The following is a 25,897-nucleotide window of genomic DNA, read 5'->3' on the forward strand; positions in this document are numbered from 1 at the left end:
TTATGAAAAAAACACTACTTCTTATTCTCATTTTTAGCTTATTTTCTATTAATAATTATGCTTTTCATTTTAAAACTATAGATACTATTCCAAAGAAAGAATATAAATATTATCATTTTGATGATCGCTCAGATAATGCAATTACAATCGGATTTGGAATGCATAATGTGATAGAAAATCGGAATTTTTCCACTTTAAATGATTCTGAATTTAAATTTTGGAGATCTACTTTTTTAGAAATTGGATTTATTCGAGATTTTCGATTGATTGAAAATAGTTATTTATTGGATTTTCGATATGGATTTTCTTTTACTTGGAATAATTTATATGCGGATAATGGAAAATATTTTGTTAGAAATAATGGAAATACAACTTTAGAAAATTATGATGGAAATCTAAAATCTGCACTTTTTAAAATTGTTCGATTCGAAATTCCAATTTTTTTAGAATTTAATATTTATAACTATGAAATAGGATTTGGAATGTATGGAGGAGCGAAACTAAGTTCTAAACAATGCTTAAAATACATTTCACCCGACGGAACAAAACACAAGGATAAAGTCAAGAATGAGTTTGGTGTTACTGACTTTAACTATGGTTTCTCAACATATTTAGGATATAAAAGTTATTATATCTATCTGAAATACAGTCCAACACCAATTTTTAGGAATTCTGATTTATCAAGTTTGTTTTTAGGATTAAAATTTGATTTACATTAACCGTATAAAATGTTAAAATAAAATATAAAGTGTTAAAAATCAGATAGTTATATTGTTAATTAAAATTTTTATTCTATCTTTAAAATAGAGAGATAGGAAAACTATTAGAGAGTAGTTTTAAAATGTATGAGGGGAGAATTCATACAAAATGCTGTTTTGAAGCTGCAATGTTTGAGGGGAAAATAAATGAAGAAGGAGCAGCTCAAAATGGCTTTTTAAAAGAAGAGAAAAAGTTTGATGATTAAATAATGTTTTTTTAGTTTTTGTTAATTGATTTGAAAAGAGACTAATTCGCCTGAAATAGTCTCTTTTTTTGTGTTTTTAAATTAAAATTTTATAGTTTTTTTCTATTGTCATTTGAATTTCGATCAATTAATTTATAATAAGGATCTACACCAACTTCTTTTGGCTCTTCATCAACAATAATAGAAATTGTATTGAAAATTTTATCAATTTTATGCTTTTTTAAATACAATTCTTTTTCTTTCGTTTTTCCATTTTTATCTGTTTCTCCAAAAATTCCGATTTCTACATAATCAGCTAATGGAGCAGAATAAACAGTTCTTTTACTTCCTTCTTTTTTATAAGAAAGTGTATCTGATTCTTGGAAATTATAATAAACTTTTCCTTCGTCATTATAGCGAGATTTCGCAACTTCAAATTCAATATCTACTTTGTATTTTCCATTTTCTAATTTTTCTGACGAAACAGAAGAGATTCTATTCTGATACAAAGTAACAGTTCTAAACATGTCATCAATCACATATTTTAAAGAATCTGGAGTTACTTCTTCAATATAAGAAACCATTTCTTCCGAAGTTGTATAAGGTGCAGATTGGAACTTAACTTTTTCTACATATCGTTTTAAAGCATTATTTAAATTCTTTTCTCCAATATAATCACTCAAAGCAAAGAAAACCAAAGAACCTTTTTGATAACGAACATATCCTTGTCCATCATTATACATTAAAGGTTTTTCTCTTTTTGTTTCAAAAGCTCTTCTTTCAGTATATTTATCCAAAGCATCTTTCAAGAAAACTTGCATTTTTTGTTTATCATAAGTTTTCTCTAAAACTTTCAAAGAAACATATTCTGATAAACTTTCTGAAAGCATTGTAGCTCCTAAAACATCCGCTCCAATTACTTGATGCGCCCACCATTGATGTGCAATTTCATGAGCTGTAATTGCAAAAGGATAATCTAAAGATTCATCATCTTCATCTTTTACTTCTGCAATAAATCCAACACTTTCTGAATAAGGAATTGTATTTGGGAATGATTGTGCAAAAGAACCTTGCGTTAAAGGAAATTCAATAATTCTAGCTTGTTTATGTTGGTAAGGACTAAAATTTTCAATGTTATATTTTAAAGATTCTTTTAATCCTTTCATCATTCGATTTAAATTGTATTCATGTCCTTTGTGATAATAAATTTCTAAATCAATTCCTTTCCATTTATCTTTTAAAACTTCATATCTAGCAGAATTAAAAGCATAGAAATTCAAGATTTTATTATCCATTTTATAATGAAAATATCTTCTTCCGTCTTTTATCCATTCTTTTTGTAAATATCCTGGAGCAATTGCAATTTGATCTTCTGAAGTACTTACAGTTGCTTCGAAATCAACCCAATCAGCATCGTGTGCAATATATGTATTTCCTAAAGCTGTAGTATCTGAAGGATGCGGACGTAAATCGTTTTTTGGTAATCCATATTTTTCACGAACTCCGTCATCTGTTAATTCACTATTTTCTGAATAACCAAAAGAAGGAAAGTGGAAGCTATGGAAAAATGTTCCATTTTCTAAAATTGGAGAACTAGATCTTAAAGCTGTATGTTTTTTATTTGCAATTTCAAAAGTGAAACTTAAAGAATCATTTGGTTGTAAAGGTTTTTTAAGTTTATAAATATCAAAATTGAAAATTGTATCTTCTGAAACCAAGTTATTTTCTTGATCAAAAATAAATGTACTTGGATAATCATTATGATTTAAAAAGATAGAATCAATTGGTTGCTCTGTTTTATTGATTAAAATATAGTTTCCTTTTGCTTTAAAATTTCTTTCTTTTGGGAAAATTTCCATGTCGATATTTACAGAAACAATTCTTGGTTGTGGTACATCTTGGTATTTTTTGTACATTTTTTCCCATTCAACTTGCTGTAATTCTCTTTCTTTCTGCGTAAATCGTTTGTTTTCAATATTATTTTCATGATATATTTTAAAACCTAATGAAAGAAAAGCAACTATTAAAACACCAAAAGCAAGAGAAGTTTTTGTTGAAAAGCGTTTTTTTGCAATTGAAAAACGTTCTTTTAAAGAAAAAGTAATTCCTCTTGTCCAGAAAATTCCACTTAAAATTAATAGAGCAATTCCTAATAAAGTCCAATAAGATTTATAGATAAAGAAAGGAGAAAGAAATGCTCCATAACCATTCATATCTGAATATTGATAACCTGGGCCTTGATTGTATTTAAAAATTGCTTGTTCAACACCAATAAATGATAAATAAGGAATTCCAATATTTAGAATTAATAAAATAAAAAATGCGATATAAGTGTTTTTAAGCATCGTTTGAAGAAAGAATGCTAGAAATGTCCAAATGATAATAGAAGCGAACTGTAAGATGTAAATATCGAATAAATAATGCCCAATTTCATAATCGTAATAACCTCGATATGTTTGAATTGAAATTCCTGCTATAATCACTACAAATAATAAAATTACTTGCATTTTTAAAATTGCAATAAATTTTGAAAGTAATAAAGTCCAGTTTGGAATTGTCGTACAATCTTCTAAAACATTGATTCCTGCTGTTCTGCTTCTGTGAATTAATAATCCAGAATAAAGGAAAGTTATAATCAATAAAAAGAATTTAAAAATTCCTCCAGGAATTAATAACATTTGCCAAGTTCTCGGATAAGTATTTGTTCCGAAAATTTCACCAAAAACTGTAGAAGAAATGATTAAAAATATAACTCCAACAGCAGCAATAATAATAAATGGCCAACTTTTAATAATATATTTTAATTCGATATTTGAAAATTTCCAACTTGCTTTTAAATTATACCAAAATGAATAATCGAAAGAAACTTTTGGTAATTGAATTCGCACAATATTTCCAAAATTTTGTTTTACAAAACGAATTCCTTTCTTCTTTTTAATACTAAAAGAAAAAGCATTTTGATGAAATTCAAATAAACGGAAAGTAGTTGCAAAAATTATGGTAGAAATAGAAATCCAAATCAAACGATTATAAAGAATAATATTATCTAAAGGAATAGGATTAACATTTCGTTCGGCAACTGTCCATTTTTTGATATAATAATTCAAGGCTTCATTTCCGAATGGATCAAAAAGAGCAAGTTTTAAAATGTCTTTATCTTGATCAAAAACCGCAGAAACTATATCACCAACAAACATTAAAAGAATAATAGCGATAAATCCAGCAGCGATATTTCTAGAAAAAGTGACAACTCCAAAAACAATTGCTCCAATGAATAAAATATTTGGTAAAATAAAAACAAAATAAGTTTTTAAATAAGGAAGAATTTGGAAAGAAGTTAAGACTTTATCATTTGTTCCAGGTAAATTAAATCCTGTGATAATTCCTAGCATTATTGCTAAAATAATGATGCTAACAACAAAAACAGAACTGAAAAATTTCCCGAAAAGATATTCTGATTTTGTGAAAGGATAAGAATATAAAATACTGTGCATATTCGATTTAAAATCGCGATAAACGGAAGCTCCAATTATCGAAGGAATTAAAAACCAAATGAAAGTTGAAATTCCATTAAAAATATCATTGATTGCAACAGGAGAGTTCATAATTCTAGTCGTTACAGAACTAGAAGTGATTGATTCAAAAATTCCTGCATTTATTGATGAAAATAAAGCAGCCAAGATGAAAAATAACCCAAAAAAGATATAGAAAGTTGGATTTTTGAACCAATATTTTAATTCAAATGTGAATATTTTAAGCATGGTTTGTTGAAATATTGGTTAAACAATTGTTTGTGATTGTAATTCGTCTTGTTTTAAATATTTGAAATAAACATCATCAAGTTGTGGTGTGGACATGATAAATTCATTTGCAGGTTTTTGCTCTGAAAGAATTCGAATATTTAAGCTGTTATCTTGATTATAATTTGAAGATAAAATATTATATAAAGCTTCATTTTCAGACAATTCTTCTCTTGAAATTACTTTTGTCCAGATTTTTCCTTCCAATTCTTTTGTCGCTTCCATTGGCGTTGTATGTTTCAAAATTCTTCCACCATTTAAAATTGCCATTTCATTACAAAGCTCTTTTACATCTTCTACAATATGTGTAGAGAAAATTACGGTAGAATTTGTTCCAACTTCTCTTAAAACATTTAAAAAACGATGTCTTTCCGCTGGATCTAAACCTGCTGTTGGTTCATCCACAATTATTAGCCTTGGATTATTTAAAAGTAATTGAGCAATTCCAAATCGTTGTTTCATTCCTCCAGAATATCCAGCAACATTTTTCTTACGAACATCATAAAGATTTGTGATTTCTAAGACTTCTTGAATTATTTGTTTTTGTTCTTTTTTAGAAGAAATTCCTTTTAAAGTTGCAAAATAATAAAGCAAATCTTCAGCACTCATTTTAGGATAAACACCAAATGATTGTGGAAGATAACCTAGTGTTTTTCGAAGTTCCATTTTATGTTCGAAAATATTATTTCCTTCAAATAAAATTTCTCCAGAATCCGGAGATTGTAAAGTTGCGATTGTTCGCATTAAGGAAGATTTTCCTGCACCGTTTGGACCTAAAAGTCCGAACATTCCAGTTCCAATTTCAATACTTACATTATCAATGGCTTTCACGCCATTCTTATAGGTTTTCGTTAGGTTTTTAATAGCTAATTTCATGGATTATTTAATTTTTTATCCATAAGACTATAAATTTTGAAAATTGTTACATAACTTAAAGAGTATTTTATTTATTTAATAATCAAAAGAATATTGAAATAATGTTGTTTTTAACTAAAAGGTTTATGTACTTTTGCAGCCAAACCCTCGAACTATGAAAAAAAGGTATTTTATTTTAAGTTTTTTATTTTACATGTTTACACAAGTTTCTTTTTCACAAACTTATGAGTGTAAATTAGTGCGAACGATTAATGATATTGTGGTAGAAGAGAAGACATTTTATCATGGTTTAAATTCGGAAACTTCTCTAAAATTTCTTGGTGTTACTTATGATTTTAAATTAGAGACACTAAAGGAAGGAAAAGATCTAGATTTTTATGTTACAATTGAAAAATTAGGTAAAGAAATTATTTACTATACAGAATTTTCATTGGAATCAGAAGAAACTAGTTCGTTTAATTTAGGATTTATTTCCAATGGTTTTTCAGGAGAATGTAATTGCGAACTTTTCGTAGAAGAAGAAGCAAAGAAAGAGTAATTTCTTAACATTTTTTTTGGAAAAATACATGGATGAAAGCTTTACTTTTGCCAAAAATACAAGGTAATGAAGACAAATGTAATCATGCTTTTTGTTTTTGGCATTTTTTTTATTTCATGTAAAGAAAACAAAACAAAAGAGCTAACAGCTGATGAAATTGTAAATAAAGCAATCGAAAAAGCAGGAGGAGAGAGATATGATAAAATTAATGTAGAATTTACTTTCCGAGATAAAAAATATACAGCAAAAAGAGATAATGGAATTTTTGAATATTCTCGATTTCAAAAAGATTTTTTAGGTAGAACAATTGAAGATCGATTGACAAATAATGGCTTTGAAAGAAGAATTGAAAATGAAGTTGTAGAAGTTCCAAAAAAGATGGCTTTTGCATATTCTGAATCTGTTAATTCTGTAATTTATTTTGCATTACTTCCTTATGGTTTAAATGATAAAGCAGTTCATAAAAAGAAGCTTGAAGATACAACAATAAATTCTAAAAAATATCATAAAATTCAAGTGACATTTTCACAAGATGGAGGAGGAACTGATTATGAAGATGTTTATATTTATTACTTTGATAATCAGGTATTTAGTGTTGGTTACTTATCGTATAGCTTTAAGGTTAATGATGGCGGAGCTAGATTTAGAAAAGCGATAAATTCAAGAGAAATTAATGGAATAAAATTCGTTGATTATTTAAATTATAAACCAAAAAATAAAACATTAGATATACAAGATTTTGATGTGAAATTTCAGAAAGATGAATTAGAATTAGTATCAGAAATTAAGCTTGAAAATATTGTTGTAAAATAAATATATTTTAATTTAGTAATACAAAAATCCCTGCCAATTGAAATTTAATTGACAGGGATTTTTTTATGATTTTATAAAAAATTTAATCCCATTTTCCTTTTGTCTTAAACGCATATTTTCCTCCACCTGTAAAATATAAAACAAGAGCTCCAAGAGCGTATAAACCTAAAAGTTCTATACTCCATCCTCCAGTTTGACTTAATGAAAATATTTCATTTGTATGGAAAAGTAAAGCAGCTACGATACAATTAATTATTAATAATAGCGCTGAAAGTCTTGTTAGAATTCCTAAAATGATTAAAATAGGAACTAATACTTCACCGATATAAACTCCGTAAGCTAAAAATCCTGGCATTCCTGAAGTTTGTAATTGGTTTTCGATAAAACCGATTCCATTTGATAATTTTGCGATTCCATGTAACAGCATTAATACACCAACGGCGAGCCTTAGAATTAGAAGTCCTAGATTTAGATTTTTTTTCATGATGAAAGTTTTTTAAGTTTTAATTATTTCATTGCTAGAAATTTACAAAAATTAACTTTAATTTTATATTATATTTATCAATTTATGATTAAAATTATTTTATTAAATTATAGAGTTGTTTCATTTTGAAAAATAAATGGAATAATTATTAAAAAAATAAGAAGAGTTAAAAAAAGTACTATATTTGGCGATATGAATAAGAAATAAAAAAATTATAAGCTATGTTTTTTACAACTAAATTCCCATTTTTCTTGGTTTTTGTAAATTCTTAGATTAATATTTTTAACAAAAATTGTAAATTCTTAGATATTTTGTTAAATTGTTAATTAAAAAGTGAAAAATATTAATAGAACGTTTTTTTTAAAATGTTTTGAAAAAACCAATCGAAAACTAGAATGACATTTCAAAATAATTATTTGTTTGAAGCTTTAGATGCATATCCGTATGATCTAGTTCAAACAATTGAATCATTAAATTATGCTCTGGCGTATAATGAAAATGACCCTTATGCTCTTTGTTTAATGGGAAGAGTATATGCTGAGCAGCTAGAGCAATTTGAAACGGCGAAAAGCTACTTTCAAAAAGCGCTTGAAATCGACATTTATACACTTTACATATACCCACATTATATAAAAGTTTTATTGCAAAATGAAGATTATAAAGAAGCAGCAAAATTAATTGAGTTTGCACTTAAAATAAAAGGAATAGACAAAGGTTTAATGTGGCAAAAGAAGGCTTTGTTATATGAATGTCTAAAAATGTATGAGAATGCTTTATTTTGCTTAAAAAAGGCAAGGAGATTTGGATATAACTCGGATTTTTTAGCTTTTTTAGATCGTGAAAAGGAAAGAATTCAATTACATCAAAAAGATTTTAAACCTAAAAAGCGAAAGAAAGTAAAGAATAAATAAAAAAAGTGGACTTGATTTGAGTCCACTTTTTTTATGTTTTATTTTGTTGCAATTGGAATTATCGTTTCAACCATTGCTTCTTCTTCGCAATTCTTGATTGTTAATTCTAATTCTTTTTCAGAATTTGTCATTCCTGAAATGATGTATTTTCTGCATGGTTTTGATTTTGTATTACTTCTTCCAAAATCTACATCTCCATTTGTCAAAATAGTTTTAATATCTAAAGTATCTAATTGTAAAGTAGACATTTCTTTTTGAGCATCTTCAGAATAATGGAGTTTTTTTGTTCTAATATTCTTTAAAACTCTGTCATTTGGTAAATAATCACATGAAGCTTTTTTTCCATTTAAAAAGAAAAATAGAAAGAAGATTCCCATCAACAATCCTCCTCCAAAATATGTTAAACGTTTGAATAAATTCATTTTTTTAAAAAATCAATAGGTTAATATCTCTATACGGAATATTGAACCAATCAGCAACAGCACGGTTGGTTAAAATTCCGTGGTAAAAATACACACCTTTTTGCAAACTTTTGTCAAATCTTGCAGCATTTTCAAAATCTCCTGATTCTGCGATAATTTGAAGATAAGGAGTGAAGATGTTACTTAATGATTCTGAGGCAGTTCTAGAATATTTTGATGGAATGTTAGGAACACAATAATGAATTACACCATGTTTTACAAAGGTTGGTTTCTTGTGATTTGTAATTTCTGATGTTTCAAAACAACCTCCACGATCGATACTCACATCCATTACAATGGAATTTTCTTTCATTTTCATCACCATTCCTTCTGTAACAACAACAGGAGAGCGAGAAGTTCCATGAATTGCTCCAATTGCAATATCACATCGCATTAAAGCTTTTTGTAAAGTTTTTGGTTGAATAGTAGAAGTGTAAATAGATTGTCCTAAACGATGTTGAAGTGTTTGTAATTTTGTAATAGAATTATCAAAAACTTTGATGCTTGCTCCCAAACCTAAAGCAGCTTTTGCTGCAAATTCAGCAACAGTTCCAGCTCCTAAAATAACAATTTCACATGGAGGAACTCCACCGATATTTCCAAGTAAAATTCCATTACCTTTTTTTGCACAGCCCATAATTTCGGCTGCAAGAAGAATAGAAGCAGTTCCTGCAATTTCACTCAATGATTTTACAACTGGATAAGCTCCATGTTCATCAATAATAAAATCAAAAGCAACTGCTGTAATTCTTTTTTTAGCTAAAGCCTCAAAATATTTTTTATTTTGTGTTTTCAATTGAAGTGCAGAAAACAAAACAGTTTGAGGCTTTATATAATCTATTTCTTGAAGTGAAGGTGGTTCAACTTTTAAAATAATGTGACAATCAAAAGCTTCTTTTGAAGAATACACTATTTTTGCACCAGCTTCGGAATATTCTTTATCTGAGAAATTTGCACCATCTCCAGCGCCAGTTTCAATCACAAATTTATGACCTTGACAAGTTAGTGCCGCAACAGCATCGGGCGTTAAGCAAACTCTTTTTTCTTGGTAAAAAGACTCTTTTGGAATTCCAATAACAAGAGCTCCTTTACGTTTTTTTACTTCTAACATTTCTTCTTGAGGAAGAAGTTCCTTGATGCTGAATGGAGATGTTGGATTATTACTCATGATTTAATTTCTAAAGTTCGTTCTGTAGCACTTTTTATGGTGATTTGAAGTGTTACAGCACTTAAAGGTAATAAATTTTCTATATTTTGAGGCCATTCTACAAAACTCCATGCGTTACTATCGAAATATTCTTCAACTCCGATATCATAAGCTTCTTCTTCATCTTCAATTCTGTAGAAATCAAAATGATAAATAATTTCTCCTTTATTGGAATGATATTCATTAACCAAAGAAAAAGTAGGGGAATTTGTCAAATCATTTACACCTAATTTTTTTGCAAGTTCTTTAATTAATGTCGTTTTTCCAGCTCCCATTTCTCCATAAAATAATAATACTTTATTGGAAGCATTTTCTAAAACAAAATCAGCAACTTCAGATAAATTCTCTAACGTATAATCTATTTTCATTTATAAAATCTCTTATTTTGGATCAAAAATAATACAAGGAACGATCATTTCTTCCAAAGAAATTCCACCATGTTGGTAAGTATTTTTATAATACTTTACAAAATGATTGTAATTATTTGGATATGCAAAGAAATAATCTTCTTTTGCAAAGATAAACGAACTACTCATATTTATTGACGGTAAAAAGATTTCTTTTGGATTTTTTACAGCATAAACTTCTTTGTCATTATATGTTAAGCTTTTACCTGTTTTATAGCGTAAATTAGAACTGATATTTCGATCTCCAATTACTTTTGAAGGTGTTGTAGAATTAATTGTTCCATGATCTGTTGTAATCACTAAACGCATTCCAGCTTGATGTGCTTTTTCAATCATTTCAAACAAAGGAGAGTTTTGGAACCAACTTTTTGTAATAGAACGATATGCTTTATCATCACTTGCAAGTTCCTTGATTACTTCCATATCCGTTTTAGCATGTGACAGCATATCAACGAAATTATACACTACAACTGTCAAATCATTATCTTTTAAAGCACTAAAACTTTCTACTAATTGCTTACCAGATTTCAGATTTGTGATTTTATAATATTCATGTTTTAATTGTAAACCTAACCTGCGAATTTGTGCTTCTAAAAACTCATCTTCATAGAGGTTTTTTCCACCTTCATCTGTATCATTTCTCCATAAATCTGGATGCATTCTTTCCATTTCAGAAGGCATTAAACCTGAGAAAAGTGCATTTCTTGCATATTGAGTTGCAGTTGGTAAAATACTGAAATATGGAATTTCTTCAATTTTCTTATAATATTCTTCCAAATACGGCTCTAAAATTCGAAATTGATCATATCTAAGATTGTCAATTACAACTAAAAAGGTTCCGTTTTTTGTATCAATTTTTGGTGCAATTATATCTTTAAAAAGTGTGTGAGAAAGTACAGGTTTATCATCATCATGTAGCCAATCTTTATAATTTTTCTTTACAAACTTAAAAAACTGGGTATTTGCTTCTTGTTTCTGACTTTCCAGAATTTCCATCATTCCAGAATCTTTAATATCATCTAATTCTAATTCCCAATAAACAAGTTTTTTATATAATTCAATCCATTCTTCATATGTATTAACCATACTTAAATCCATCGCAATTTTACGGAATTCTTGTTGGTAATTCGAAGTAGTTTTCTCAGAAACTAATCTGGTATGATCTAAATTTTTCTTTAAGCTTAATAAAATTTGATTTGGATTTACAGGTTTGATTAAATAATCTGCAATTTTATTTCCAATAGCATCTTCCATCAAATATTCTTCTTCACTTTTTGTAATCATCACGATCGGAAGATTTGGTTGAATTTGCTTTATTTCTGTCAAAGTTTCTAATCCAGTCAATCCTGGCATATTTTCATCTAAAAATACAATATCAAATGTTTCTTCATTTATTAGGTCAATTGCATCGGCGCCATTTGTGCAACTAGTTACTTTATAGCCCTTTTTTTCTAGAAAAATGATGTGTGGTTTTAATAAATCAATTTCATCATCAACCCACAGAATTTGTATGTTATTCATAGTTGCTATATTTGTATTTATTTATCTTTTAAATTAAGCATTTTGAACGAGAAAAGTACGAACAAAATTAAAATATTAAACGACCCAATTTACGGATTTATTACGATTCCATCTGTATTAATTTTTGATTTAATTGAACATCCTTATTTCCAGAGATTAAGGCGTGTTTCACAAATGGGAATGTCTTATATGATCTATCCTGGAGCGCATCATACGCGTTTTCATCATGCGATAGGTGCAATGCATTTAATGCAAAAAGCCGTTCGGGTTTTACGTTCGAAAGGCACTCAAATTTCGGACCAAGAAGCGGAAGCTGTACAAATTGCTATTTTGTTACATGATATTGGTCATGGAGCTTTTTCTCATGCTTTAGAACATAGTATTGTTTCTGGAATCACTCATGAGGAAATTTCTCTGAAATTTATGGAGGCTTTAAACAAAGAATTTGAAGGTAAATTAGATTTGGCTATTTCTATTTTTAAAGGAAAATATTCTCGAAAATTTTTACATCAATTGATTTCTAGTCAACTGGATATGGATCGATTAGATTATTTAAAAAGAGATAGTTTTTATTCTGGAGTTGCTGAAGGAGCAATTAATTCTGATAGAATTATCACGATGCTTCATGTGAAAAATGATGAATTGGTTGTTGAGGAAAAAGGAATTTATTCTGTCGAGAATTTTATCATTGCTAGAAGATTGATGTATTGGCAAGTTTATTTGCATAAAACTGGAGTTGTTGCTGAAAATTTATTGGTTTCTGTTTTAAAGAGAGCAAAAGAATTGGCAAAATCAGGAATGGAACTTCCAGCTTCTAACACATTTAAATATTTTTTATATAAAGAAATTAAGGAAGAAAATTTCGATAATCATACTCTTGAAATGTTTGCAAGATTAGACGATTATGATGTTTTAGGTGCAATTAAGGAATGGGTTTTTGTAGATGATTTTGTACTTTCTAGCTTAGCGAAGATGATTACAAATAGAAATTTTCCTAAGATTGAAATTTCTAAAACACCATTTTCTAAAGATAGAATAGAAGAAATGAAGGAAAAATGGAGAAAAAGCTGTGAAATTGAAAAGAGCTTGTCAGAATATTTTATATTTGCAGGCGAAATAAGTAACCAAGCTTATGATGCAACTTATAGTCCAATAAAAATGCTTTTCAAAAACGGAGAAATTAAAGACGTAATTGAAGCATCGGATCATTTGAACATTCAAGCTTTGTCTAAAAGGGTGACAAAATATTTTGTTTGTTATCCAAAAGAATTAATTAATTAACAATATTCACGGTACTATTTAGAAACGAATTTAAATTAATAAACAGATTATTATTCACTTAATTAAGAAGAAATTTTTTTCATAAAAATGGAAGAAGAGAAATAATTTTCTTAAAATAATATTAAAAACAAAATCCTATTTTTTTAAAATTAGATTTTGTTTTTTGTTAATAAAAAGCAAATGATAAAACGAATTAAGATTTCATTTAAGAATGTATTAATGAAATTTTAATTAAGATGTTATGTATTGTGAATAATTAAAACTTTCTAAACAATACCATAAAGTATATTTTTTATATTTTTGCATTTAATGAAATTTAAAGCAAGTCAAATAGCAGAAGTTTTAGAAGGAAGAGTTGTCGGAAATCCAGAGGCAGAGGTTTCAAAACTTTCTAAAATAGAAGAGGGTGAGAAGGAGTCTTTATCTTTCTTGTCAAACCCAAAATACACTCCATATATTTACAAAACAAAAGCAACAATTGTAATCGTGAATGAAACTTTTGAACCAGAAAAAGAAGTTTCTTGTACGATGATTAAAGTTGCGGATGCTTATAAATCTTTTTCAAAATTACTTGCATTTTACAATGAAGTAAAAATGAACAAAGAAGGAAGGGAAGAACCACACTTTATCGGAGAAAATGTTACTATCGGAGAAAATATTTATTTAGGTGCATTTGCTTACATTGGAAACAATGTAACAATTGGAGATAATGTGAAAATTTATCCAAATGCCTATATCGGTGATAATGTAACAATTGGAGATAATTCTACTGTTTTTACAGGAGGTATAATAAATTCTGAATCTGTAATTGGAAATGAATGTACAATTCATTCTGGAGCGACAATTGGAGCAGATGGATTTGGATTTGCGCCAAATGGAAATGGGGAATATGATAAAATTCCGCAAATCGGAAATGTAATTATTGAAGATAAAGTAGATGTTGGAGCTGCAACAACTATTGATAGAGCAACTTTAGGTTCAACAATCATCAGAAAAGGTGTAAAATTAGACAATCAAATTCAAATTGCACATAATGTTGAGATTGGAGAAAATACTGTAATTGCTGCACAAACAGGAATTGCAGGATCTTCAAAAATTGGAAAAAATTGTATGATTGGAGGACAAGTTGGAATTGCAGGACATTTAATCATTGGAGACAATGTGAAAATTCAAGCACAAGCTGGAATTGGAAGAAATGTAAAAGATAATGAAGTCTTACAAGGAAGCCCAGCATTGCCATATGGCGAGTACAATAAATCTTATGTACATTTTAAGAATTTGTCAAAATTAGTTTCGAAAATAGATCAATTAGAAAAAGAAATAAAAGCATTAAAAGATAAGTAATGAATCAAAACCAAAAAACAATCAAAAATGAAGTTACTTTATCAGGAGTAGGTTTACATACTGGAAATAAAGTGACGATGACTTTTAAACCAGCACCTGTAAACAACGGATATTCTTTTGTGAGAGTTGACTTAGAAGATAAGCCAGTTATCGAAGCAAAAGCAGATTACGTTGTAGGAACTCAAAGAGGTACGAATTTAGATAAAAAAGGTGTGAAAATACATACAACTGAACATGTTTTAGCCGCAGTTGTAGCTTTAGGTATTGATAACATTATTATTGAGTTAGATGCTCCAGAACCACCAATTATGGATGGATCTTCAATTCATTTTGTAGAAGCTTTAGAAGAAGCTGGAATTGAAGAGCAGGATGCGGAAGTTGAAGAATTTGTTGTAGATGAAATTATTACTTGTAGAGATGAAGAAACAGGTAGTGAAATCATTTTAATGCCAGCAGATTCTTACCAAATTACTACAATGGTAGATTATAATACGAAAGTATTAGGAACTCAAAATGCTAGTTTAGATAAATTAGAAGATTTTAAAACAGAAATTGCTTCTGCAAGAACATTTAGTTTTTTACATGAATTAGAAGCTTTATTAGATCATGATTTAATTAAAGGTGGAGATTTAAATAATGCTATTGTTTATGTAGACCAAGAAATTTCTGGAGATACAATGGCGAAGCTTAAAAAAGCTTTCCATAAAGAAGATATCAGCGTAAAACCTAACGGAATTTTAGATAACTTAGATTTACGTTGGACAAATGAAGCTGCTCGTCATAAACTTTTAGATGTGATTGGGGATTTAGCTTTAATTGGTACAAAAATTAGAGGTAAAATAATTGCAAACAAACCAGGACATGGAATCAATACTAAGTTTGCAAAGGAAATGGCTAAGAAAATCAAATTGGCAAAAAGAAATTATGTGCCTAAATATGATTTAAATAAGCCACCATTAATGGATATCCACCAAATCATGGATATTTTACCTCACAGACAACCTTTCTTATTAATCGATAGAGTTTTAGAGTTGTCAGATACACATGTTGTAGCAACTAAAAATGTTACAATGAATGAAGATTTCTTTAGAGGACATTTCCCAGGAGCACCAGTAATGCCAGGAGTTTTACAAGTAGAAGCAATGGCACAGTGTGGAGGAATTTTAGTATTAAGTACAGTTCCAGATCCTGAAAACTATTTGACATATTTCATGAAAATGGATAACGTGAAATTTAAACAAAAGGTTTTACCTGGTGATACATTAATTTTCAGAGCAGAATTAATTACGCCAATTAGAAGGGGAATTTCTCATATGAGAGCAGTAGGATATGCAAATAACAAAGTAGTTGTCGAGGCTGAATTAATGGCTCAGATATCTAAAATTAAATAAAGAAAAAATGAATCAACCATTAGCGTATATTCATCCGGGAGCAAAAATTGCAAGAAACGTTGTAGTTGAACCATTTACTACAATTCATAATAATGTAGAAATAGGATCAGGAACATGGATTGGTTCTAATGTTACAATTATGGAAGGTGCTCGTATTGGTGAAAATTGTAGAATTTTCCCAGGAGCAGTTATTTCTGCAATACCACAAGATCTTAAATTTGATAATGAAGATTCTTTGGCAATTATTGGAGATAACACTACGATTCGTGAATGTGTGACAATTAACAGAGGAACAAACGCATCTGGTCAGACAGTTGTGGGAAGTAACTGTTTAGTTATGGCAACAGCTCACATCGCACATGATTGTATCATTGGTGATAATGCAATTATCGTAAATGGAGTTGCTTTAGCAGGACACGTTGTTGTTGGAAATCATGCGATTGTTGGAGGTCTTGCAGCTGTACACCAATTTATTCATATCGGTGATCATGCAATGATTTCTGGAGGTTCTTTAGTTCGTAAAGATGTTCCTCCTTTTACAAAAGCAGCTAAAGACCCATTATCTTTTGTAGGAATTAATTCTATCGGATTAAGAAGAAGAGGTTTCTCAACAGAAAAAATACGAGAAATTCAAGATATTTATAGAATTTTATATCAAAGCAGATTTAATAATTCACAAGCTCTTGAAAAGATAGAAGCCGAAATGGAAGCTACTTCTGAAAGAGATCAAATTATAACTTTTATCCGTAATTCTCAGCGTGGAATTATGAAAGGTTATATTGGAAATAATTAATTTGTAAAACTAAAAACTTAATTAGAAAATATTATGGCAAGTACGTCAGACATTCGTAACGGATTATGTATTAAATTTAATCATGATACTTATAAAATTATTGAATTTTTACATGTAAAACCTGGAAAAGGTCCAGCTTTCGTTCGTACAAAATTAAAAAGTTTAACAACTGGAAAAGTAATTGATAATACTTTCTCAGCAGGACATAAAATTGAAGAAGTTAGGGTTGAAACTCGTAAATATCAATATTTATATGCTGAAGGTGATACGTTTAACTTCATGAATGTTGAAGATTATAACCAAATTACCTTAGAAAAAGCAGCTTTAGATGCTCCTCAATTATTAAAAGAAGGAGAAGTTGTAACAGTAATTATCCGTGCTGAAGACGAAATGCCTTTAGCTGTTGATATGCCTCAATCTGTAATCTTAGAGGTTACACATACAGAACCAGGTGTAAAAGGAAATACTGCAACAAATGCTACAAAACCTGCAACTGTTGAAACTGGAGCTAGAGTAAATGTTCCTTTATTCATCAATGAAGGTGATAAAATTAAGATTGAAACTGCTAAAGGTACTTACCAAGAGCGTATCAAACAATAAATTTTTTCTTTATGAAATTTAAAGAAATTCAAACTTTAGAAAAGATAGCCTCAATTATTGAGGCTTCTTTCGTTGGGGATGCAACTTTTCCTGTTCACGGAATGAATGAAATTCATGTTGTAGAACCTGGTGATATTGTTTTTGTGGATCATCCTAAATATTATGATAAAGCTTTAAATTCTGCTGCAACAATTGTTTTAATTAATAAAGAAGTTGATTGTCCAGAAGGAAAAGCTCTTTTAATTTCTGAAGATCCATTTAGAGATTTCAATAAACTAACGAAACATTTTAATCCTTTTATTGCTGCTTCTGCTGCTGTTTCTGAATCTGCTGAAATTGGAGAAAATACTGTTATTCAACCAAATGTTTTTATCGGAAATAATGTGAAAATTGGTAAGAATTGCTTAATTCATCCAAATGTTACAATTTATGACGATACAATTATTGGTGATAATGTAACGATTCATGCTGGAACAGTTTTAGGTGGCGATGCTTTTTATTATAAAAATCGTCCAACTGGTTTTGATAAATTAATTTCTGGTGGAAATGTTGTAATTGAGGATAATGTTGATATCGGTGCAACTTGTACAATCGATAAAGGTGTTACTGCAAGTACAACAATTAAAGAAGGAACTAAAATTGATAATCAAGTTCAAATTGGGCATGATACAATTATTGGTAAAAAATGTTTAATCGCTTCTCAATGTGGAATTGCTGGTTGTACAGTACTTGAAGATGAGGTTATTCTTTGGGGACAAGTTGGTGTAGTAAGTGGAATTCGTATAGGGAAAGGAGCTGTTTTATTAGCACAAGCTGGTGTTTCTAAATCATTAAAAGGTGGTTTAGTTTACAACGGAACTCCTGCAAGAGAATCTAGACAATATTTAAAAGAGCAAGTTGTTGTAAAACAATTAGTGAAGAAATAAATGAAATTATTTATATTTTAAAAAGTACGTTTATAAAAGATAAACGTACTTTTTTGTTTTTTAATTTAGCTTAATCGCATTCTTTTTTTTCTTTTAGTATAAAGAATATAAAGTAGTAAAATCGCTGAAATAATATAGAAACTTGGTTCACTCATTCTTGTAGTTTCCTCACCTGCATCTAATACATTTTTTCCTGACAAAACTGCTTTTTGTTTTTTGAATAAAGCTTTCTTTTGGGATTCATTTTCTACTACTAAATAAGAAGTGAAATGATTCATAATTTGTGATTTAAAACTATATTTTACAGATTTTTTCCAATCTTTTTCTAAAGTTTCAGGAAATAAATGAAAAGATTGATTTTTCGCTTCCATATATAAAGCAGAAACCCAATTTTTTTCTTTTATTTTTTCTTCTGGTATCTCTAAAAATTCATTTTTCAAAATGATTTCTGGATAGTCATCATTTTTTAAATATCGAATTTCTTTATCATTTATTTGATAAGCTAAAACAGATTTAAAAGTTTCTTTAAATGGAATAGAATCTATTTTTTTTGTTGGATTTTCTTTTAAAGAATACGATTCTAAATTTCCTTCAGTTGTCAAATTATAAAACCATCTATTTTCTGGAAAAGTAAATTCTAAATCTGTAAAATCTTTATTTAAAATAGCATCATAAAAATCATTTGTAACCGTAATAAAAATTGGGAAAGTTTCTCCAGAATTTCGATAGGATTTTACTAAATTTTCTCGAATTGCTCTATCAAGATAAAATCCACCTTTTTTGTTTTTAGTATAAAATTGTTTCCAATTTTCATCTAAAGAAAACGTATTTATTGCACTATTTACTAAAGAGATTTTTGCATTTTTAAAATAAGTCGGAAAAGTAGTTTTTATTTGATTTATTCTTTCTTCAAATTCTTCCTTATTTTGTGTATTTATAGAATCAGAAGCATCTATTAAAAAATGAAAATAAGGTTTACGTTTTACTTTTTTTAATTTATTTTTTTCATTTAAAGTTAAAAATGCAATATTTTCATCTTCATAAAATAAAGTGTTGTTTTTTTTCTCTCCTAAATTTAATTGATTTCCATCGAAATTTAATGTAATAGGTTCTTTATGAATTAATTCAATTCCTGTTTTTCTTTCTTCCAAAGCAGTAAAAGGAAACACTCTAAAAGCAATTTTATTTCCTGTTAAATAGTATAAAATTCCTGGATCTTTTCTTTCATTACGAATGCTCGAATAAATCCACATTGCCGATTTTTTCTCTGCAAGAATTCCTTTTTCTTTTATATCACCAACATAAAGATAATAATCGCTAATCCAACAACCTTTTGGTAAATTTAATGTTGTAGCATATTCTTTTTGCCATGAATTTTCATCAAAATTTTTAATTTTTAAATCGATTGTGGAAATCCAAGTTTTAGTTGTCTCATCAAATTTACTTTCAGTTTGAATATCGGTAATTTTTACATTTTCATTTTGAATTCTATCTGTCGATGGTTTTTGATAATTTTTGTCAAAAAAGATACTTTCAATTTCTTGAATTTTGTTGTTTGATAAAGTCAAATTATCTAAAACAATCCAATTATAATAAGAAGAAATATAAGGTAAAGAAGCTTCAAATAATGTGTTTCTATTTTTTTTCTTTTCTATTTTAATCTTCTGTAAAACATTTTCTAAACGATTTGTTTGAATTGTTTCCTTGGCAAAATAATTAGGATTGTAGATATAATTTAAAGTTTTATCAATTGTGATTTTATCTTGTATAAATGAAAATGTCAGAATTGAAGGAATTATAAGAATTCCTAAAATAGAAAAACCAATCAATTTTATTTTGGAAAAATAAGGCTCTAAAATTTTAAAACTAACTGAAAGTTCACGAATGTGAAAAATAAATAATAGAAAAGGAGAAAGCATTAAAAAACCAAATCCAATCATGAAAATTGCGATTACAGAAAAAGGTAAAATGGGAAGAAAAACGATAAAGAAATAGAAAGAAAATGGTAATGTGACGAATTTTAAAAAATGTAAAATGAAATTTAAATTTTTATTGGAAACATTTCTAACTGTAAGAATTAAAGCATTGAATCCAGTTAAAAAATAAATCCAAAAATTATTGAATTCTCCTAAAGGAGCAATTCCATGAAATATTTCTTGATATACTATTAAACCTGCAATTGGAAATACGAAAGAAACGATGAAAATCCAGATTCGATACCAAGTTTTTGAAGGTTTTTTTCCTTTTTTTAGGATTAAAATATAAATGAATCGGAATAAATAAAAGAAAAATAATACTGTAAAAATAGCGATTGAAATTACTAGTAAATGATCTCTGAATTTTGAATCTGAAAACTTGAATAATGGAAGAATTCCTAAAACAAAAAAGAAACATAATATTGGAAAAATAAGAGCATAACCTAGATTGGATAAAAGATAATATTTTTTCTTTTCAGGAGTTACTAAAAGTACGCTTAAAATTAAACCATATAAAATAGAAGGTAATAAAAATGTACCAAAATATTGAAATAAAGTTATTTCAGAAACTAACCATTCTGGAATACTAAAAGGATTTAAGTTTATATAATTTGTAAAGAAATAAACTAAAAAACTGAAATAAAAAATGGTTTGAGAAATAGAAAAAACAAGATTGATTTTTGTTTTTTTAATTAGTAAAGCTAAGGTATAAATAGTAGAAAATCCACTAAGTATTCCTAAAGAAATAAGAAAATGATTCCAAGTTTCGATTTGTTTTTCATTTAAATAAGAGAAAATTAAATCGAAATGATACACTCCATAAAAGAAGAGTAAAATTGCTGGAATTACATTAATTATTAAATTCCATTTTGGATGAAGCAAATTTTTCATAGTTGTTTTTATTTATAATTTTTTGAATAAAAGTATATGCTAGAATTAAAAAAGTTAGATTAATTATTGCGCCAATAAATTCATGTGTAAATTTTGAATTTGCTTCAAAAATGGAAATGTTTTTAAAAATAATTGCTGTGTAAATTCGGAAAGTATTGACGATTATTGTAAAAATATATCCTATGAAAAAGCTAAAAATAATTGCTAGAATTTTGTTTAAATCCTTTTTAAGAAAAGTTACAAATTGAAAGATAAATAGCATTGTTGCAATGATCCAAAGATTAAATCCAGAACATGATTTATCAATATAAATATTTAATTTTTTATGAAAATAACCAGTTTCTTTTGTGAAAATCGAATTGGAATTTGTGATTAAAGAAATGAATTCATCTACAGGTTTCAATAAAAAACCCACATCATCAGCTGAAGTATTTTTATACCAAAATTTTAAAAGGAAAAGGAGAAAAATTGCAATTCCATAAAAAATATAATTTTTTGTAAGGACTATTTCTTTCATAATTTAAAGTACTTTGAAATACAAAGTAAATAAGAAAAAAAATAATCAGCAAGAAAAATTGGAAAAAATATTATGATACAAGAAACTATATTATTCTTTAATAAAAGTTAATTAATAAATACTTTATTTAAATTTATTCACGGCTTAAGATATAGTTTTATTCATGATTTGTTTTTCTATAAAGCGTATTTATTCCTTTAATTGCTATAAAAAAGTTTCTTAAACAAAAAAAGAGCTTTCCATAAATAGAAAACTCTTTAAAAATATTTTGATATAATTCGTTTAATTTTTATGTAGAATTTATCAAAGATTATTCGTCATGTAAAAACGCTTTTTTCTCTAATAATGTTTCTTCAGATTCCACACGATCTTCATCAGGAACACAACAATCTACTGGACAAACTGCTGCACACTGAGGTTCGTCATGGAAACCTTTACATTCTGTACACTTATCAGGAACGATAAAATAGAATTCGTCACTAATCGGTTCTTGATCTTCATCTGCATCATAAGAATTTCCATTAGGAAAAACAACGTTACCTGAAAGCTCAGTTCCTTGTGCCATTGTCCAATCTTCCGCACCTTCATATATAGCGTTGTTTGGACATTCTGGTTCACATGCACCACAATTGATACATTCGTCAGTTATTATTATTGCCATAATTATATTTACTTTAAATTTGCATAACAAAAATACATAAATCTTTGTAAAATTATAGGCAAAATGTTGATAGAAGATAGAAAAAAAGCGTTTATAGCTCTAGGAGAGTTTTTAAGTCAGTTTTCAACAGAGGGTATTGTAAAAAAAGACAATATTCCACATAATGACTTGTTCTTTGATGCTTTCAAAATGCAAATAAAACGAGCACAAGAAGTTAACGGTTGGTTTACAGAAAATAACGTGCTTTTTTCCTTAGAAAATTGGAGTAAAGCATTAACAGAAGAAAATTTAAATTCTTGGCTTAAAGCTTATGATTTTAGTGAAATTACACCAAAAAAAGTTGCTGTTATTATGGCAGGAAACATTCCTTTGGTTGGTTTTCATGATTTTCTATCTGTGTTAATTTCAGGACATTCGATTTTAGCGAAACAATCATCGAACGATGCACATTTTATTCCTTTAGCAGTTAAATATTTAGAATATATAAATCCAGATTTTAAAGAAATTATTACCATTACAAAAGAAGAGGTAAAGGATTTTGATGCTGTGATTGCAACAGGAAGTAATAATACGGCGAGATATTTTGATTATTATTTTGGAAAATTTCCAAATATTATTCGAAAAAATAGGAATTCAGTTGCTGTAATTACAGGAAATGAAACTGAAGAAGAATTAGTTGCTCTAGGAGAAGATATTTTCAGATATTTTGGTTTAGGTTGCCGAAATGTTTCTAAAATTTTTGTTCCTAGAGATTATGATTTTGATAAGATTTTTAAAGCAGTTTATAATCAGAAAGATATCATCAATTATGAAAGATATGCGAATAATTATGATTATAATAAAGCTGTCTATTTAATGAGTCTTTTTGATTTAAGAGAAAATGGTTTTTTAGTTTTAAAAGAAGATGAAAATTATTCATCACCAATCTCTACATTATTCTATGAATATTATGATTCTTTAGAAGGTTTACAAGAAAAGTTAAATCAAGATGAAGAAAAAATCCAATGTATTGTTGCAAAAGAAAATACTTTAGATAAAAAAACAGTCGCATTTGGAGAAACGCAAAAACCAAAACTTTGGGATTATGCAGATGGTGTAGATACTTTGGAATTTTTAATAGGATTAGAATAGAATTAGTTTTAAATTTAATTTAACTAAAACTAAAATCAAATTCTTTTATATATGAAAGCTAAGAAATACAATTTTTGTGCTGGCCCAAGTACATTGCCCAAAGAAGTTTTTGAACAACTCTCAAAAGCAGTTGTTGATTACAATCATTTAGGACTTTCCATTTTGGAAATTTCCCATAGAAGTGATGCTTTTTTGGAAATTTTGCATAAAACACAAAACATGGTGAAAGAATTAATGCAGATTTCGGATGATTATTCTGTTTTATTTCTTCATGGTGGAGCAAGTTTAGAATTTTTATTAGTTCCTTTTAATTTAATGAAAATTGGAGGATCTGCGGCATATTTAGATACAGGAAGGTGGAGTTTTAAAGCAATGCAAGAAGCTGAAAATCTTGGAAATGTAAATATTGTTGCTTCTTCAAAAGATAAAAATTACAATTATATTCCTAAGAATTATTCGGTTTCAAATGATCAAGATTATTTTCATTGTACAACGAATAATACTATTTATGGAACGCAAATGAATGAATTTCCTGATATTGATATTCCGATGGTTTCTGATATGAGTTCAGATATTTTTTCAAGACAATTAGATTTTAATAAATTTGATTTAATCTATGCTGGAGCGCAAAAAAATATTGGAACAGCAGGTTGTACATTGGTTGCAGTGAAAAATTCTATTTTAGGAAAAACAGGAAGAAAAATTCCATCAATGTTAAATTATCAAGTTCATATTAAAAATGGAAGTTTAAGTAATACACCAGCAGTTTTTGCAGTGTATACGGCTTACTTAAATCTAAATTGGTTAAAAAACAAAGGAGGAATTTCTGGAATTGAAAAAGAAAATAACTTAAAATCTTCTTTTTTATATGAAGAAATTGATAGAAATCCATTTTTTGAAGGAACTGCAAATAAAGAAGATCGTTCTAAAATGAACGTTACATTTAAACTAAAAAACACAGATAAAGAACAACTTTTTGAAGAACTTTGTGATGCTGCTGGAATTAGTGCAATTAAAGGACACAGATCTGTTGGAGGATATCGTGCAAGTATTTATAATGCGATGCCTTTCGAAGGAGTAGAAGTTTTAGTTGATACATTAAAAAAGTTTGAAAAAAAAATTAAATAAGATACATACGAAATGAAAATATTAGCAAATGATGGATTGTCTAGAAATGGAATTCTAGCCCTAGAAAATGCAGGTTTTGAAGTGATTGTTGTAAAAGTTGCACAAAACCAATTAATTAACTATATCAATGAAAATCATATTGATATCATTATTGTAAGAAGTGGAACAGAAGTTAGAGATGATATTATTGATGATTGTCCTTCTTTAAAAATGATTGCAAGAGCTGGAGTTGGAATTGATAATATTGATGTAGAATATGCAGAAGCAAGTGGCGTTCGTGTAATTACAGCTTCAGATGCTTCTTCAAGTTCGGTTGCAGAATTAGTATTTGCACATTTATTTGGAATGGTAAGATTCTTACATGATTCAAATAGAACAATGCCTTTAGAAGGAGATTCTAATTTTAAAGGATTGAAAAAATCGTATGCAGCTGGAACAGAATTAAGAGGGAAAACTTTAGGAATTATTGGTTTTGGGAAAATTGGACAAAATGTTGCAAAAATTGCTTTAAGCTTAGGAATGAAAGTTTTAGCATGTGATCCGTATGTAGAAGAAGCAACAATTGAGTTAGATTTTTATGATGGACAAGCAATTCATTTTAATGTTTTAACGACAGATAAAGAAGATGTTTTAAAGAATTCAGATTTTATTACACTTCATACACCATATCAAGAAGGACATTTAATTTCAGTAAAAGAAATCGAAATGATGCGTGATGGAGCAGGAATTATCAATACTTCTAGAGGAGGAGCAATTGATGAGGTTGCTTTAGTAGACGCTTTAAATGAAGATAAATTATTTTATGCGGGGATTGATACTTTTGAAAATGAGCCAACACCAGCTATTCAAGTATTGATGAATCATAAAATTTCGTTGACACCACATATTGGAAGTTCTACAATTGAAGCGCAAGCAAGAATTGCACATGAAATTGCAGAGCAAATTATGGAAGCTTTCGAAGTTTAATATAAAAATAAAAGAGGTTCTAAATTTAGAACCTCTTTTATCAAAACTCAAATAACTAAATTGCTTATATTGAAAACTATAATCTAAAATATGTAGCTAAATTAGCTGCAAAAAAATTGCTTCCTATTTCTTTAATAAAAATTAATTGTAAAATCTTCATTAATTAATTCAATATCCCTTAGTTACTTAAATAAAAAATCATGAAAAAGAAGTCCGAAATTCTAATTCATGCATAGAATCTTCACAAAAAATAAGTAAATTTGTATATGTTAAAAAATATTATTTAACAAAAAAATAAACCTAATTTTAGATAAATGATTATGATAAAGAG

24 protein-coding genes are annotated in these 25,897 nt (G+C 28.0%); 14 read left to right on the top strand and 10 right to left on the bottom strand.

Annotation, left to right across the window (positions count from 1 at the left end):
• The first annotated feature begins 2 nt into the window (after positions 1-2).
• Entirely contained in the window at positions 3-719 is a 717-nt protein-coding gene (locus tag I1A51_RS07465) for a hypothetical protein (protein WP_196892611.1), read from the top strand.
• Between the two features lie 122 nt (positions 720-841).
• Positions 842-964 (top strand): hypothetical protein, encoded by a 123-nt coding sequence (locus I1A51_RS17695; RefSeq protein WP_262895822.1) that lies wholly within the window; start codon positions 842-844, stop codon positions 962-964.
• 89 nt (positions 965-1,053) lie between these two features.
• Here the strand turns inward: I1A51_RS17695 and I1A51_RS07470 are convergent, their stop codons facing one another.
• Together I1A51_RS07470 and I1A51_RS07475 are read right to left on the bottom strand one after the other, a co-directional pair.
• Complete coding sequence (locus tag I1A51_RS07470) at positions 1,054-4,704, bottom strand: ABC transporter permease/M1 family aminopeptidase (RefSeq protein WP_196892613.1); 3,651 nt, start codon at positions 4,702-4,704, stop codon at positions 1,054-1,056.
• Positions 4,705-4,722: 18 nt separating this feature from the next.
• The gene (locus I1A51_RS07475; protein WP_196892615.1) at positions 4,723-5,619 is read right to left on the bottom strand and encodes an ABC transporter ATP-binding protein; all 897 of its coding nucleotides are present in this window, start codon (positions 5,617-5,619) and stop codon (positions 4,723-4,725) included.
• Positions 5,620-5,773: 154 nt separating this feature from the next.
• On the opposite strand from I1A51_RS07475, the gene I1A51_RS07480 reads away from it, so the two are divergent.
• Positions 5,774-6,157 carry a hypothetical protein gene (locus tag I1A51_RS07480; protein WP_196892616.1) on the top strand — a complete coding sequence of 128 codons (384 nt, stop codon included), beginning with the start codon at positions 5,774-5,776 and terminating at the stop codon, positions 6,155-6,157.
• Between the two features lie 66 nt (positions 6,158-6,223).
• Entirely contained in the window at positions 6,224-6,970 is a 747-nt protein-coding gene (locus I1A51_RS07485; protein WP_231373988.1) for a DUF6503 family protein, read from the top strand.
• An 82-nt stretch (positions 6,971-7,052) separates the two neighbouring features.
• On the opposite strand, the gene I1A51_RS07490 is transcribed toward I1A51_RS07485, so the two are convergent.
• Positions 7,053-7,454 (bottom strand): DoxX family protein, encoded by a 402-nt coding sequence (locus I1A51_RS07490; protein ID WP_196892618.1) that lies wholly within the window; start codon positions 7,452-7,454, stop codon positions 7,053-7,055.
• Between the two features lie 395 nt (positions 7,455-7,849).
• Between I1A51_RS07490 and I1A51_RS07495 the strand changes: the two genes are divergently transcribed.
• Entirely contained in the window at positions 7,850-8,365 is a 516-nt protein-coding gene (locus I1A51_RS07495) for a tetratricopeptide repeat protein (RefSeq protein WP_196892620.1), read from the top strand.
• Between the two features lie 38 nt (positions 8,366-8,403).
• On the opposite strand, the gene I1A51_RS07500 is transcribed toward I1A51_RS07495, so the two are convergent.
• Genes I1A51_RS07500 through porX form a run of 4 tightly spaced genes read right to left on the bottom strand, consistent with a single transcriptional unit; the run spans position 8,404 to position 11,961 of the window.
• A complete protein-coding gene (locus tag I1A51_RS07500; RefSeq protein ID WP_196892632.1) occupies positions 8,404-8,787 on the bottom strand; it encodes a DUF4258 domain-containing protein in 384 nt (127 codons plus the stop codon).
• A gap of 4 nt (positions 8,788-8,791) precedes the next feature.
• A complete protein-coding gene (locus tag I1A51_RS07505) occupies positions 8,792-9,994 on the bottom strand; it encodes an alanine dehydrogenase (RefSeq protein ID WP_196892634.1) in 1,203 nt (400 codons plus the stop codon).
• Positions 9,991-10,401, bottom strand: a complete 411-nt coding sequence (tsaE, locus tag I1A51_RS07510) for a tRNA (adenosine(37)-N6)-threonylcarbamoyltransferase complex ATPase subunit type 1 TsaE (protein WP_196892641.1) — start codon at positions 10,399-10,401, stop codon at positions 9,991-9,993. The genes I1A51_RS07505 and tsaE overlap by 4 nt, the downstream gene beginning before the upstream one ends.
• 12 nt (positions 10,402-10,413) lie before the next feature.
• Positions 10,414-11,961 (bottom strand): T9SS response regulator signal transducer PorX, encoded by a 1,548-nt coding sequence (porX, locus tag I1A51_RS07515; protein ID WP_196892643.1) that lies wholly within the window; start codon positions 11,959-11,961, stop codon positions 10,414-10,416.
• Between the two features lie 42 nt (positions 11,962-12,003).
• Between porX and I1A51_RS07520 the strand changes: the two genes are divergently transcribed.
• The 6 genes from I1A51_RS07520 (at position 12,004) to I1A51_RS07545 (ending at position 18,296) form a co-directional block, all read left to right on the top strand.
• Positions 12,004-13,242, top strand: a complete 1,239-nt coding sequence (locus I1A51_RS07520; protein ID WP_196892645.1) for an HD domain-containing protein — start codon at positions 12,004-12,006, stop codon at positions 13,240-13,242.
• Positions 13,243-13,551: 309 nt separating this feature from the next.
• Positions 13,552-14,586: a UDP-3-O-(3-hydroxymyristoyl)glucosamine N-acyltransferase gene (gene lpxD, locus I1A51_RS07525; protein ID WP_196892647.1), complete on the top strand. Its 1,035-nt coding sequence runs from the start codon at positions 13,552-13,554 to the stop codon at positions 14,584-14,586.
• Positions 14,586-15,977: a bifunctional UDP-3-O-[3-hydroxymyristoyl] N-acetylglucosamine deacetylase/3-hydroxyacyl-ACP dehydratase gene (locus I1A51_RS07530; RefSeq protein WP_196892649.1), complete on the top strand. Its 1,392-nt coding sequence runs from the start codon at positions 14,586-14,588 to the stop codon at positions 15,975-15,977. Before lpxD ends, I1A51_RS07530 begins: the two co-directional genes overlap by 1 nt.
• 7 nt (positions 15,978-15,984) lie before the next feature.
• Entirely contained in the window at positions 15,985-16,770 is a 786-nt protein-coding gene (gene lpxA / locus I1A51_RS07535; RefSeq protein WP_196892651.1) for an acyl-ACP--UDP-N-acetylglucosamine O-acyltransferase, read from the top strand.
• 33 nt (positions 16,771-16,803) lie between these two features.
• Positions 16,804-17,370 carry an elongation factor P gene (gene efp, locus I1A51_RS07540; RefSeq protein WP_196892653.1) on the top strand — a complete coding sequence of 189 codons (567 nt, stop codon included), beginning with the start codon at positions 16,804-16,806 and terminating at the stop codon, positions 17,368-17,370.
• A gap of 11 nt (positions 17,371-17,381) precedes the next feature.
• The gene (locus I1A51_RS07545) at positions 17,382-18,296 is read left to right on the top strand and encodes a UDP-3-O-(3-hydroxymyristoyl)glucosamine N-acyltransferase (RefSeq protein WP_196892654.1); all 915 of its coding nucleotides are present in this window, start codon (positions 17,382-17,384) and stop codon (positions 18,294-18,296) included.
• Positions 18,297-18,361: 65 nt separating this feature from the next.
• Here I1A51_RS07545 and I1A51_RS07550 read toward each other — a convergent pair whose 3' ends face one another.
• From I1A51_RS07550 to I1A51_RS07560, 3 genes are all read right to left on the bottom strand, one after another.
• Positions 18,362-21,163: an MSEP-CTERM sorting domain-containing protein gene (locus I1A51_RS07550; protein WP_196892656.1), complete on the bottom strand. Its 2,802-nt coding sequence runs from the start codon at positions 21,161-21,163 to the stop codon at positions 18,362-18,364.
• On the bottom strand, positions 21,123-21,680 hold the full coding sequence (gene xrtK / locus I1A51_RS07555; RefSeq protein WP_196892658.1) for an exosortase K: 558 nt from the start codon (positions 21,678-21,680) through the stop codon (positions 21,123-21,125). Before xrtK ends, I1A51_RS07550 begins: the two co-directional genes overlap by 41 nt.
• A gap of 310 nt (positions 21,681-21,990) precedes the next feature.
• Complete coding sequence (locus I1A51_RS07560; protein WP_196892660.1) at positions 21,991-22,341, bottom strand: 4Fe-4S binding protein; 351 nt, start codon at positions 22,339-22,341, stop codon at positions 21,991-21,993.
• A 63-nt stretch (positions 22,342-22,404) separates the two neighbouring features.
• On the opposite strand from I1A51_RS07560, the gene I1A51_RS07565 reads away from it, so the two are divergent.
• From I1A51_RS07565 to I1A51_RS07575, 3 genes are read left to right on the top strand one after another with little or no spacing between them, the layout of a single operon-like run.
• Positions 22,405-23,472, top strand: coding sequence for an acyl-CoA reductase (locus tag I1A51_RS07565; protein ID WP_196892662.1), 1,068 nt, complete (start codon positions 22,405-22,407; stop codon positions 23,470-23,472).
• Positions 23,473-23,523: 51 nt separating this feature from the next.
• Complete coding sequence (gene serC / locus I1A51_RS07570; protein WP_196892664.1) at positions 23,524-24,600, top strand: 3-phosphoserine/phosphohydroxythreonine transaminase; 1,077 nt, start codon at positions 23,524-23,526, stop codon at positions 24,598-24,600.
• A gap of 12 nt (positions 24,601-24,612) precedes the next feature.
• On the top strand, positions 24,613-25,566 hold the full coding sequence (locus I1A51_RS07575) for a D-2-hydroxyacid dehydrogenase (protein WP_196892666.1): 954 nt from the start codon (positions 24,613-24,615) through the stop codon (positions 25,564-25,566).
• The last annotated feature ends 331 nt before the right edge of the window (positions 25,567-25,897 follow it).

The sequence above is a fragment of the Aureivirga marina genome (assembly GCF_015767265.1).
In the GTDB taxonomy this organism is placed as follows: domain Bacteria; phylum Bacteroidota; class Bacteroidia; order Flavobacteriales; family Flavobacteriaceae; genus Aureivirga; species Aureivirga marina.